The sequence below is a fragment of the uncultured Selenomonas sp. genome (assembly GCA_905372355.1).
Lineage (GTDB): Bacteria > Bacillota > Negativicutes > Selenomonadales > Selenomonadaceae > Selenomonas.
Genome location: CAJPOT010000003.1, coordinates 29401 through 42023 on the forward strand (window position 1 = coordinate 29401; position 12623 = coordinate 42023).

Genomic DNA, 12623 nt, shown 5'->3' on the forward strand with positions numbered 1-12623 from the left:
CCGCACAATGCCAAATACAAGAAGCATTGTGCGGCTCTTTATTTAAGGAGGACAAGTTCAAACAGAAAAACGACAACACAGCAGGCAGCGGAGACTTGAAAAAGGCTCGCACCCACCCAAGCGAGCGAAATGCCGGCCAAAAGAGCTGCCACACCTGCTGCCGGCATCTGTGTAGCGTCGACAATGGCAGGAAAGGTCATGACGGCCAAGGTCACATAAGGCACATAGTAGAGAAAAGAGCGCAGGAAACAGCTCTTGATCGGGCGGCGCAGAAGCGTCAGCGGCACGAGGCGAATGGCGAGTGTCACGGCAGTCATGACGAGGATGTAAAGGAAAACGTCATGCTTCATCCATCATTTCCCCTTCCTCCGTCTCCCGCAAAGGAAAGAGCCATGCCGCCGCACTTGAAAGAAGCACCGTAAGAACGATCGTCCGCGACGATGCGGAAAGCTCCGAAACAAACGGCAGGTTCGCCGCCAAAAAGCTCATGGCGAAGCTGATGAATACAAGCGCCAAGACAATCTTGTTCTCTTTCCCCGACGGAATGATGATGGCAATGAACATACCGTAGAGCGCCACGCTCAATGCGCTGAGCAAGGACGGCGGCAGGATGTCGCCCGCCACAATGCCAAGAGACGTCCCCAAAGCCCAAACGGGTACGGCGAGCGACATCGCTCCATAATTGTAAGCAGGCCGCAGGAAGCCTTGACGTGAAATCGATATACCAAAGATCTCATCCGTAATGCCGAAGCCTACTCCCATACGGTGATAAAAAGGCGTCGCAGGTGAAAACTTCTGACTGAGCACACAGCTCATGAGCATGTAGCGCGCATTCGCCACGAGCGTGATCGCCGCCATTTCCCAATACGGAGCGTCCGCAGCGATGACGGTGAATGCTGCATACTCTCCCGCCGAAGCGAGGTTAAATAAGCTCACAACAAAGCCGTCAACAGCATCAAGACCCGCATTATGCGCCGTTATGCCGAGCGTAAAGCTCACGACGAGATATCCGAGCGCAATCGGAGTGCCGTCGCGCATGCCTTCGCGGAAAAGCTGCCGATTCGTTTTCTCACCGATGGGCGCTCCCGTCATTTCGCCGACACTTTGCTCATGAACTTCTCGCGGTTCACGAGAACGCGTTCATGAAGCCCCTCACCGATCTCCCCCGCCTCGTCAAAAGCCTTGACGGCAAATGTAACCTGACGTCCGTCGAAGCTCTTGACCTCCGCTTCGGCGTGCACACTGCGTCCCAGAGCCGTCGCCGCCTTATGACGAATATTGAGCGAAATGCCCACCGAAGTCCAATCGGACGGCACAAGTTCGTCGACGAGTTCCGCCGCCGCCTGCTCCATCAGAGCCGTCATCGCAGGTGTGGCGAATACGGGCAAAGATCCGCTCTTCATCTCGATGGCGGTGTTCTCCTCCGTCACTTTTGCTGCAGCTTCGCGCTTCATACCTACTTCAATCTTCGTTTCCACCATGGTGAATTCCCCCTATAAAAATTTTCCACAGTATCCTAAGAATTATCTGACCCTCATAACTCATAGAGCATCTTTGCACGCTCGATATAGTTCGGATCGCTGCTGCTGCTCAGCCACTCGATCACACCCTTCTGCCCGCTTTCCCGCAGAGCATCGGCTTCCAACAGGCGACGCTTGAGTTCGCGAGCCGTACCCGCCGCACCGTCAAAAATCTGCACGGCCTGACCCACGACATCTTGAATCGCCTCGCGCACAAAGGGAAAATGCGTGCAGCCAAGGACGACGCAGTCAATAGGCTCTTGCGATACGCTCGAAAATCGCTCTTCCAGATACTCGTGCAGAGCTGCCGAGTGAATCTCGCCACACTCGACGAATTCCACAATCTCAGGGCATGGCAGCTTGACGATATCCCCTGCATCTTTGAATCGCTCCATGAGACGTGCAAACTTCTTCTGTCTAAGCGTCGCATGCGTCGCCATGACGACGACGCGCGGCTTTTCACCGTTCAAGATTGCAGGCTTCAATGCCGGCTCCATGCCGATGATCGGCATCTGCCTGTATCTTCGGCGCAGCGGCGCACAGGCGGCGCTCGTCGCCGTATTGCAGGCAAGCACGACGGCTTTGACACCCTCTGCCGCCATGCGGTCGATCTGCGCCGTCGTCAAGGCGCGAATCTCTCGCTCCGTTCGCTCGCCATAAGGCGCATGGGCGGCATCACCAAAATAAATGAAATCCTCCTTCGGCAAAAGAGAAACAAGCTCGCGCAGCACGCTGATGCCGCCGAGTCCTGAATCAAAAACACCGATGGGCTGCTCTTTTTTCACGTCGTCCAATGCATCCTTCCCATACGCAAGAATCCGCCTCTTACATATTCTAATGAGTTTGTCGCGAAAAATCAACCGCAAGCATTGTTTCCTTTACAAGACGGAAGAAAAAATATATAGTAACCTTTGAGGACAGCAAAGCTGGCGACTTCATTTATCAGCGCTCCCTAAAAAGCACATCACACAAAAATCCCTGCAGGAGGTTTCTCTATGGCAAAACAACATCTCGCCGCCATCGAATATATCCGCGGCATTTCCATGCTCGGCGTCATCGGCATCCATGTCGGCTCACAATACTTGATGAATCCCGCATCCAACGCACATCTGACAGCGCTTTTCGAGATTGCCACACGCTTCAGCGTGCCCATCTTCTTCTTCATTTCCGCTTTCGGCATCTTTTACAATATGGATTTGGACAAGCCTTTCAGCTATCGCCACTTCCTGCAAAAGCGCTCGCGTGCCGTCGTCCTGCCGTATCTCGTCTGGTCTCTCTTCTACCTCCTGCATGACGGCTGGCTTTATGGCGTCGGCTTTCCAGCGCCGCTCTCGCTCGCGTCCCTCATTTTCTTCGGCAATGCCAAGTACCAGCTTTACTTCCTCGTAATCCTCATTTGGTTCTACCTCCTCATGCCGCTTTGGATTTCCATAGTAAAGCATATCAACGGCAAGGGGCTTCTGCTCCTCTTCGCGCTGCAGGTCGCCTTCGACTACTTTTCGAGTTTCAATGTCCCTTTCAATACCATGGTTTACGGCATGGAAAATCCCGTGCTCAAGAGTTTCCTGCTCTATCGCCTCAATTATTGGGTGCTCCACTACGTCTTCATCTTCATCATCGGCGGCTACCTCGCCGTGCATTTCGACGCTTTCAAGGCATTCATGCACAACAAGCGAAAGAGCATCTGTCTCTTCTTCGCGGTGTCCCTCATGGGACTGCTCAGCTATTATTACTTTCTGCTCTCCTTCCGCAATTACACGCAGATGGACGCCATCAACACGGCGCATCAGCTTTGTCCGCTCGGTATCGTCTACACCCTAGCCGCATCCCTCTTCTTCTTCACGATTTTCACCGAGCAGCGGTATCCGCAGATACTCAACTCCCTCTTTTCTCTCCTAGGAAGGCACTCGTACTTCGCCTACCTCGTCCACCCTCTCTTCATCGGCTACATGATGCTTGCGCTCGAAAGGCGCGGCATCATCATGACAGCACCCAAGGCAATCGCCTTTTATCTCGCAACTGTCGTCCTTTCCATAGCAGCGGCTGCAATCACCCGCTCCATCGGAGAACGATTCCCCATGCTGAACATGCTCACCTTAGGCATTGCCGCTTCAAAGAAAAAATAAGGAAACGCTGATAAAATGAAGTTGCCCAGATTTGCACAGATACGCTGTTCCTGTCTAGGAGACAAACCGCAGGCGTAGCAGTGGCTACGTCGAGGATTTGTCGACGACGACAGGACAGTGTAGATGTGTGAAGATGGGTAGCTGAATTTATCAGTGATTCCATAAGCATTTGAGGAAACTCGCCGAGCGTTATTGCTCAGCGAGTTTTTTCAATGTCTGAGAAAGAATTTCTACCAACGGCACTACGGTTGGCAGTTCAAGACTTTCCTTAGGACTGTGAATGTCGTGCGTCGTCACGCCGACGGAAACGAACTTCATCTGCGGATTCTTACGATAGAACCAACCGCACTCCAGCCCCGCATGAATTGTCTCGACTTTCATCGGCTTGCCCATGCGCTGCTCAAAAACCTCCGCGATGAGTTTCGCGAGCGGATTGTCCATGTCTTCGTCCCAACTCGGCGCAATCGTGCCGATATGAAGCGCAAAGCCCGTAAGTTCTGCCAGATCCTTCGCCATGCGGCAAAATTCAAAGAGCTTGCCCTCCACACTGGAACGCGGATAAAAGTCGATGTCGATATCCGCACCCTCCATGCGCACGACGCCGAGATTCGCAGAGGTTTCCACCATGCCTGGCGTGACGGCGGACATCTGGTAGACGCCCGTATGGAAAAGGCGCAGGATGCGCAGCAAGTTTGCTGCATCCTCTGGCGCAAAAGTCTTCTCTGTATGCGGCGCTTCTGCAAGTGACAACTTAAGCGACGGCTCTGTTACGCTGTACGTCCGACGAAACTTCTCTTCTTCCTGCCCCAAGGCTTCGCGCAGGGCTTCCTCCGTCGCCTCTGTCACGACGATTGCCTCCGCCTCCGACGCGATCGCATTCTTCGCCTTGCCGCCCGTAAGCGAGGCAAGTGAGAAATCCACGCCTGCCTCCTGCAGTCCTGCCAGCGCCAAGGACAATAGACGCAGTGCATTGGCGCGTCCTTCACCTATCTCCTCGCCCGAGTGTCCGCCTTTTAGTCCTTCGACGGCAATCTGCCACGCTTTTCCCTTCGCAGCAGCAACAAACTTCATCGTGCGCGAAAATGTCAGATCGACTCCGCCCGCACTGCCGACACAAAGCTCATCGAGATTCTCCGAATCGCAGTTGATCAGATACTGCGCATCCTTCAGATATTTCTCCGCCAAGTGGATGGCGCCCGTCATGCCGCGTTCTTCGTCAACGGTGAAGATCGCACGCACGGGGCCGTTCTCCTTCACGTGGCGCAAGATGTGCAGGATGATGGCGACGCCGATGCCATCATCCGCCCCAAGGCTCGTCCCTTCCGCATGCAGGACATCGCCCTCTTCCACAAGTCGGATGGCATCGTGCAGCGGATCATAAGCGACGCCCGGTGCAGCGACACAAACCATATCCATGTGCCCTTGGAGAATGACGCGCGGGGCATTCTCTCTGCCTGGCGCAGCGGCAAGATCGGCGATGATGTTGTTCCTCTCATCCTGCACGACCTCAAGCCCCATCTCGCGCAAATGTGCGAGGAGATAGTCGCTGACTGCCTCCTCGTGTCCCGATGGGCGCGGAATCGCGGCGAGGGCACGAAACTCTTTCATGACACTTTCTAAAATATCGCTCTTTTTCATAAGTCGCTCCTTCTTTCCATAGAAAAGGCAGGGCAATCAAGCCTGACTGCCCTGCCCAAGGAAGCATCCATTCCCTGCATCCGCAAGGAAAGCCTCCTGACACCTCATATTCAATCTTGCAAGGGAATCGGCTCAGCCTCGTAGACGTTCACGCCATCCGGCGCATAGAGCACCATGGCCGTGGAAACGCGCTTGACTTCACCGTTCATAATGTAGCACACACCATTGATGAAATCGCAGAGACGGCACTGCTCCTCAAGCTCAACGCGCTCATAATTCACGAGCACCGCCCTGCCGGCCTTCAAATCATCGGCGATTTCCTGAACCTGATCGAAACTGCGCGGCACATAGATCTTCACGTTGAGCGAAGGAATCTGCGTCGTATGAACCGTCAGCTTCGGACGCTCCTGCTGAACCGTCACACGCGTGCGCGGCGCATGCACCGCCGTCGTATAGCGCGGGCGGCGCAGCTCCGACGCAGATGGATACATCGGCGGCTCTGCCGACGCATAGGAAATTGATGCACCGTTAGAAACCTTGCGTTCCTCATAAGAGTCAGCGCTCATCATACGTTCCTCTTCTTGCTCCTCTTTCCTTGCCGACTCTGTTTTGACGACTTCTTCTTCCTCCACGGGCATGAGGAAGTCCGTCACCCTTTTCAAAAAATCCACCGCACTCCGCCTCCAGCGTAATAATTCCATGATAGCGACAAAATAAACCGAACAAATGATTGGAAACCTCTTAATGAATCATGCTTATTATGTTCGCTCTTTCTTTCGGAAATCCTCTAAAAAAAGTTAAGCCTCTGGAAAAAGTTTTCCCGATGGGCGCATAAGATAGATATTCCCATCGAAAAGTCCTGCCATTGCTGTTACTTTCGTGCATTTTTATTCGCACGTCCGCGAGCCGTACGATCGAGTATCGCCTTGCGCAAGCGGATATTTTCCGGTGTGACCTCGACAAGTTCATCCTCGTTGATGTACTCAAGCGCCTGCTCAAGACTCAAGATGCGCGGCGGCACAAGGCGGATTGCCTCATCGGAAGAAGACGTGCGCATGTTGGAAACATTCTTCTTCTTGCACGGATTGATGTCGATGTCGAGTTCGCGCGAATTTTCGCCGACGATCATGCCTTCGTAGACCTGCTGACCCGGCGAAATGAACATCGTGCCGCGATCCTGCAGCGTGTAGATGCCATATCCCGTCGTCTCCCCCTGCTCGAAGGCGACGAGCGAGCCTCGCGTGCGCCCAGGGATGTCTCCCTTGAAAGGGACGTAGCCGCAGAACACATGGTTCATGATGCCATTTCCCTTCGTATTCGTCAAAAGTTCCGAGCGGAAGCCGATGAGTCCGCGTGCAGGAATGACGAACTCCATGCGCATGTAGCCCGAAACCTCCGTCATATTGGAAAGCTCCGCCTTGCGCGTGCCCAGAGACTCCATGACCGCCCCCATATACTCCTGGGGAACTTCGATCGTCAAGTTTTCCATCGGCTCGCACTTCTGCCCGTTGATCGTCTTGTAGACGACCTCGGGCTTGCCGACCTGAAGTTCATAGCCTTCGCGGCGCATCGTTTCGATGAGGATGGAAAGATGCAGTTCGCCGCGTCCCGATACCTTGAAGACATCGGCGGAATCTGTCTCCTCCACGCGCAGGCTGACATTCGTCTCCACTTCCTTGAAGAGACGGTCACGCAGATGGCGCGAGGTAACAAACTGCCCTTCCCTGCCGGCAAAGGGACTCGTATTGACGCCGAAGGTCATGGAAAGCGTCGGCTCGTCGATATTGATCGTCGGCAGAGCTTCGGGATTTTCCGCATCCGCCACCGTATAGCCGATGCTGACATCACCAAGACCCGTCAGGGCAACGATATCGCCCATCTGTGCCTCAGGTACCTCGACACGCTTCAAGCCCTGATAGACGAAGATCTTGCCGACGCGCGCCTTCGACTCATGGTCGCCGCTCAAGAGAGCGACGCTCTGGTTCGTTTTCACACCGCCGCGGATGATTCGGCCGACGGCAACCTTGCCGACATACTCATCAGCTTCGAGCGTCGTAACCATCATCTGCAGCGCACCATCTGCATCACCCGAAGGGGCAGGGATGTCCTTAATGATGGTTTCCAGCAAGGGGACGAGGTTGTCACTCTCGTCTTCCATGTTGTACTTCGCAATGCCTTCGCGCGCCGTTGCGTAGATGCAAGGGAAGTCCAGCTGCTCATCGTCCGCATCAAGCTCCATGAAAAGCTCAAGAACTTCATCATAAACATCATCAACACGCTGATCAGGGCGATCGATCTTGTTGATGACGACGATGGGCTTAAGTTTCTGCTCAAGCGCCTTCCTTAAGACATACTTCGTCTGAGGCATCGGACCCTCGAAGGCGTCAACAAGCAGCAGCACGCCATCCACCATGTTGAGCACACGCTGCACCTCGCCGCCGAAATCCGCATGACCCGGCGTGTCGACGATGTTGATCTTCACGTCATTGTAGAGGATCGAGGTATTCTTGGAAAGAATCGTAATACCGCGCTCGCGCTCCAAATCCCCGGAATCCATGACGCGCTCTGCCACCTGCTCGTTCGAGCGGAAAACATGGCTCTGCCGCAGCATGGCGTCAACCAGCGTCGTCTTTCCATGGTCGACGTGGGCGATGATCGCGATATTCCTCAACTTTTCATTTACACTCATTTTTGTCCGATGTCCTCCTAAATATGTTTCACCTATAGCAGTACAATTTTATTATAGTTGTCCTGCAATGTCAAATCATTTTCCATGCCGAAAATACGTTTGCTTTCTGCATCCTGCAGCGATTCATTCCGCATTCAGCCCGAAGAGGGCGCGCGCGAAATCCTTGGCGATGAACGGGCGCAGATCGTCGACTCCCTCGCCGACGCCAATCCATTTCACCGGCATGGAAAGCTCCGATTTCAGGCCGATGATGACACCGCCCTTCGCCGTTCCGTCAAGCTTCGTCAGAACGATGCCCGTGATTGCCGCCGCTTTTTGGAAAAGATCTGCCTGACTGATCGCATTCTGCCCCGTCGTCGCATCGAGGACGAGCAGCGTCTCATGCGGCGCCTCAGCAATCTCACGCTGGATCACGCGATTGATCTTCTTCAGCTCTTCCATCAGGTTCGATTTCGTATGCAGACGCCCCGCCGTATCAATGATCAAGACGTCGATGCTGCGCGCCCTCGCCGCCTTGACCGCATCGAAGGCGACGGCGGCAGGATCGGAGCCTTCCTCGTGGCGAATGACAGGAACACCCGTGCGATCGCCCCAAATCTGCAGCTGATCGATAGCGGCAGCGCGGAAGGTGTCGGCGGCAGCGAGCATGACGGACTTGCCTTGCTCCTTATAGTAGGCGGCGAGCTTGCCGATCGTCGTCGTCTTGCCGACGCCGTTGACGCCGATGACGAGGAGCACCGTAGGCCCTGCGGAAGCAATCCGCGTTTCGTCCGAACCTGTTGAAAGGATTTCGGAAATCTTCTCAGCGAGGAAGGGCTTCAAATCTTCCGGCGTATTGATGTCTTTCTTCTTGATGCCCTTTCGCACATCTGCCATGAGTCTTTCCGTCGTCTTCACGCCGACATCGGACATGATCAGAGTTTCCTCCAACTCATCGAGCAGATCGTCATCGATATCCGCATAGCCGATGATGAGTTTTTCAATCTTGTTCGTAAAGGTCTCGCGCGTCTTGGCAAGCCCCTTTTTCAATCGGTCAAAAAATCCCATAATACCTCCAATTTATCAACGTGCTCCCTCAAATCGCTTCGTCGAGGCGCACGGAAAGAACGCGCGACACGCCTGCATCCTCGATGGTGATGCCGTACATGAAATCAGCTGCTTCCATCGTCCCTTTTCGGTGCGTGACGACGATGAACTGCGTATTTTCAGCAAATTCACCGAGGAACTTGCCGAAACGAGCGACATTCGCCTCATCAAGCGGTGCATCGATCTCATCGAGCACGGAAAATGGCGCGGGACGGTAGCGTAAAAAGGAAAAGAGCAATGCGATGACCGTCAGGGCACGCTCACCGCCCGAAAGTACGGAGAGATTCTGGCGCTTCTTCGTCGGCAGCTGCACCTCAATTTCCACACCAGCATGGAGCACATCCTTCTCATCGGTCAGAAAAAGCTCCGCCTTGCCGCCGCCGAAGAGGCGCACGAATATGTCGGCAAAATAGCCGCGAATCTCTTCGAACGCCGCCTTGAACTGGCGCGTCATCGTCACGTCCATCTCATGAATCATCGCCATGAGATTTTCGCGCGCTGCTTCGAGATCCGCCGCCTGCTTGCCCATGAACTCATGGCGCTCCACAAGCTCTTCATGCTCGCGTATGGCGTTGGGATTGACGGGACCGAGTTCTGCGAGCGCACGGGAGATGTCCTGCATCTTCTTCTTAAGCTCCGTGCCCGTCAGATCGAGCGCCTCTTCCGCTGCCGTTTCCCATGTATGCCCATACTGCTCCAAAAGCTCCGCCTGCACCTGCTCAAGCTTCACATGCACCTCGGCGGCAGCAATTTCCATTTGATGCAGCTTGCCCTGCATCTCTGAGAGTCGTTGCCCTGCTGCCCTCGCCGCCTTGTCATTCTCTTGGTTTTCCGCATGACGTTCGAGTTTTTCCTGATACTGCTTGTCGTAGGCGGCTTTTCCCTCGGCATGCTTTTCCTGCCACGCAGCAACCCGCGCGGCGATTTCCTCGCGCTTCGTGCCGCCGTTGCTCTGTTCTTCATTCAGCGCAATTTCTTCCTCACGCGTTTTTTCCGCCTGCTCCTTCGCTCTCGTCTCTTCCTTCTCTTTTAAGAGCGCCTGCTCACGCGCACGGATTTTCTCCTGCTCAAGGACGGCGCGCTTTAGCTCCCGCTCGTTGATATACTTGCTGAGGTCATCAGCATCCTGCTCAAGATCGTCGAGCTCTTCCTCGCTCTCCTTTGTCTCCCGCTCCATCTTCTCGTACAAGCGGCGCGCGGCCTTCGCCTGCTGCACGGCGTCATTCTTCTTCGCCTGCGCCTTGGAAAAGGTCATTTCAGCCTCTTCTGCAAGCTTTTTAAGCGTCTCTCTCGCCTTTTCCTTCTCTTTTCGCGCCTCGGCGATGCGTTCATCCTTGACGCGCAGTTCCGCTTCATACACATCCTTTTGCTGCAAGGAGCGGGCAACAAATTCCAGCGCCTCGGCCATTTCCTTCGCCGCCTTGTCAAAAAGCGTGCGCTCTTTCAAAAGCGCAGCAAGCTTTTCTTCCGCGTCCCGCACGCTCTTTTCCAAGCGCTCGATCTCACCGCCGCGATTGAGAAAGCTCGTCTCCTGCCCTTGCCTGCCGCCGCCCGAAAGCGAGCCGCCGGGATTCAGCAACTCGCCGTCAAGCGTCACGATGCGCAGCCGCCACCCCATCTTCTTCTCGATGGCAAGACCGTGATCGAGCGTATCGACAACGAGCGTGCGGGCCAGCAGAAAGTCCACGACTTTCCGGTACTTCGCATCCGCACCGACCAGCTCATTGGCAAAGCCTATGGCGCCCGCTTCCCTCTTCGCCGCCTCATCCTGCGAGCGGCGCACGACGAGCGTCGAAAGCGGCAGGAACGTCACGCGTCCCAAACGTGCGCGTTTCAGAAAGGCGATGGCGGCCTTCGCTGTATCCGTATCCTCCGTCACGATGTTCTGCAGACTGCTGCCCAAGGCTACATCGACGGCGCGGATGTACTCATGCGGCACGGAAACAAGCTCGGCGACAGCGCCCGCGACGCCCTTCTGCCAAGGTTCCTTCGCCTGCAGTACAGCCTTCGGTGCGCGCGCGAAACCTTCGTACGACGCCTGCATGTTGCGCAGGAACTTGAGCTTGTTCTCATCGGCGTGCAGCTCTTCTTTCGTACGGTTCTCCGCATGAAGCAGCGTGCGGAGCTTCTCGTCCAAATGCTCCTTCTCTTGCGTCTTCTTCGTGCGTTCTTCTTCGAGTGTCCTGCGCTCTTCTTCGAGCCGGCGTCGCTCTTCGCCGATTGCCTTCGCCTCAGTCGTCAGAGCGTCAACTGCCGCTGTCGCTCTTTCCAGCTCATCGGCACGTTCCGTGCCGCTCGTCGAATACCGTTCCAACTCATGCTCAATGAGCAGAAGCTCATTTTCCCGCGCGAGCATGTCGCGCTGCGCCGCATCCTTCTTGTCCGCGAGCGTGCGATGCTTCTCCTTGACCTCGCGCAGCTTCTCGCCCAGAGCCTTGAGCGAGCCGCGGTCCTTCGCTATGGCGTCATCAATCGCCGCATGCTTCTCAAGAAGTTCCTTCTCGACAGCAAAGAGCCGCTGCTTCTCAGCAGCAGCTTCGCCGGCAGTGCTCTCGAAATCCGCACGCTGTTGGAGGAGACGCGCCTTCAAGGCGTCATGCTGATGTGCTCGCTCCTCCAAGATGACGATTTCGCTGTTTGCCTGCTCGATCTGCGTCCTCAGCGCGTTGTTCTTCTCCGCCTGCTCCTGCAGTTTTTCTTCCAGAACGAGGATCGCCTGATCGAGTTCTTCCTTCTTCACATCCAGCAAGCGCACCTGCGTCTCGGCAGCCAGAGCCTCATCGCGCATCGCCTCAATCTTGCCCGCGCTGTCTGCACGCTCTTTCTTGAGCTGACCCTCACGCTGGAAAAGTTCCGTCAAGGCGCAGCGCCTGTAGACCGTCTGCAGCTCATCGTGGCGGCGCGTCTTCTCTGCGCTCTCGGCAAGCGGTTCGAGCTGCCCTTCGATCTCCTGCATGATGTCGCTGACGCGCACGAGATTCCCCTGCATGTCTTCCAGCTTTCGCATCGACTCGCGCTTGCGGTTGCGGTACTTCGTGATGCCCGCCGTTTCTTCAAAATAAAGGCGACGCTCCTCAGGCTTGCTGTTCAGGATCTCATCGATGCGGTTCTGACCAATGACGCTCATGCCATCGCGCCCGAGTCCCGTATCGGCGAAAAGGTTGCTGATATCCTTCAGGCGACAGCGCGACTTATTGATGAAGAACTCGCTCTCGCCCGAGCGGAAAAGACGGCGCGTCACGACGACTTCGCGGTAATCAACGGGCATATCCCCTTCATTTTCAAAGAAGAGGGAGACTTCTGCAACGCCCATGGCACGCCGCGTCGCACTGCCCGTAAAGATGATGTCCTCGGCCTTCGAACCGCGCAGGGCGCGCACATTCTGCTCGCCGAGCACCCAGCGCACCGCATCTGTGACGTTGCTCTTGCCGCTGCCGTTCGGCCCGACAATCGCCGTAACGCCCGCATGGAACTCGATCTCGATTTTATTGGCAAACGATTTGAAGCCGTAGGCTTCGAGGCGTTTCAACTGCAAAACTTTTTCACCAGCCCATATTTCTTACA

10 protein-coding genes are annotated in these 12623 nt (G+C 55.3%); 1 reads left to right on the forward strand and 9 read right to left on the reverse strand.

Annotation, left to right across the window (positions count from 1 at the left end):
* Positions 1 to 38 precede the first annotated feature (38 nt).
* Genes QZ177_RS02250 through murI form a run of 4 tightly spaced genes read right to left on the reverse strand, consistent with a single transcriptional unit; the run spans position 39 to position 2305 of the window.
* The gene (locus QZ177_RS02250; protein ID WP_294175392.1) at positions 39 to 350 is read right to left on the reverse strand and encodes an AzlD domain-containing protein; all 312 of its coding nucleotides are present in this window, start codon (positions 348 to 350) and stop codon (positions 39 to 41) included.
* A complete protein-coding gene (locus QZ177_RS02255; protein WP_294175393.1) occupies positions 340 to 1092 on the reverse strand; it encodes an AzlC family ABC transporter permease in 753 nt (250 codons plus the stop codon). The genes QZ177_RS02250 and QZ177_RS02255 overlap by 11 nt, the downstream gene beginning before the upstream one ends.
* Entirely contained in the window at positions 1089 to 1481 is a 393-nt protein-coding gene (locus tag QZ177_RS02260) for a thioesterase family protein (RefSeq protein WP_009646268.1), read from the reverse strand. The genes QZ177_RS02255 and QZ177_RS02260 overlap by 4 nt, the downstream gene beginning before the upstream one ends.
* 53 nt (positions 1482 to 1534) lie before the next feature.
* Positions 1535 to 2305, reverse strand: coding sequence for a glutamate racemase (gene murI / locus QZ177_RS02265; protein ID WP_294175394.1), 771 nt, complete (start codon positions 2303 to 2305; stop codon positions 1535 to 1537).
* A 210-nt stretch (positions 2306 to 2515) separates the two neighbouring features.
* Here murI and QZ177_RS02270 point away from each other — a divergent pair, with 210 nt between their 5' ends.
* Positions 2516 to 3646 carry an acyltransferase gene (locus tag QZ177_RS02270; RefSeq protein WP_294175395.1) on the forward strand — a complete coding sequence of 377 codons (1131 nt, stop codon included), beginning with the start codon at positions 2516 to 2518 and terminating at the stop codon, positions 3644 to 3646.
* Between the two features lie 189 nt (positions 3647 to 3835).
* Here the strand turns inward: QZ177_RS02270 and pepD are convergent, their stop codons facing one another.
* From pepD to smc, 5 genes are all read right to left on the reverse strand, one after another.
* A complete protein-coding gene (gene pepD / locus QZ177_RS02275; protein ID WP_294175396.1) occupies positions 3836 to 5284 on the reverse strand; it encodes a beta-Ala-His dipeptidase in 1449 nt (482 codons plus the stop codon).
* Between the two features lie 110 nt (positions 5285 to 5394).
* Positions 5395 to 5955 carry a cell division protein SepF gene (locus tag QZ177_RS02280; RefSeq protein WP_265071619.1) on the reverse strand — a complete coding sequence of 187 codons (561 nt, stop codon included), beginning with the start codon at positions 5953 to 5955 and terminating at the stop codon, positions 5395 to 5397.
* 200 nt (positions 5956 to 6155) lie between these two features.
* On the reverse strand, positions 6156 to 7973 hold the full coding sequence (gene typA / locus QZ177_RS02285) for a translational GTPase TypA (RefSeq protein WP_006193030.1): 1818 nt from the start codon (positions 7971 to 7973) through the stop codon (positions 6156 to 6158).
* 123 nt (positions 7974 to 8096) lie between these two features.
* Positions 8097 to 9020 (reverse strand): signal recognition particle-docking protein FtsY, encoded by a 924-nt coding sequence (gene ftsY, locus QZ177_RS02290; protein WP_006193029.1) that lies wholly within the window; start codon positions 9018 to 9020, stop codon positions 8097 to 8099.
* 28 nt (positions 9021 to 9048) lie between these two features.
* The gene (gene smc / locus QZ177_RS02295; protein ID WP_294175397.1) at positions 9049 to 12594 is read right to left on the reverse strand and encodes a chromosome segregation protein SMC; all 3546 of its coding nucleotides are present in this window, start codon (positions 12592 to 12594) and stop codon (positions 9049 to 9051) included.
* Positions 12595 to 12623 lie beyond the last annotated feature (29 nt).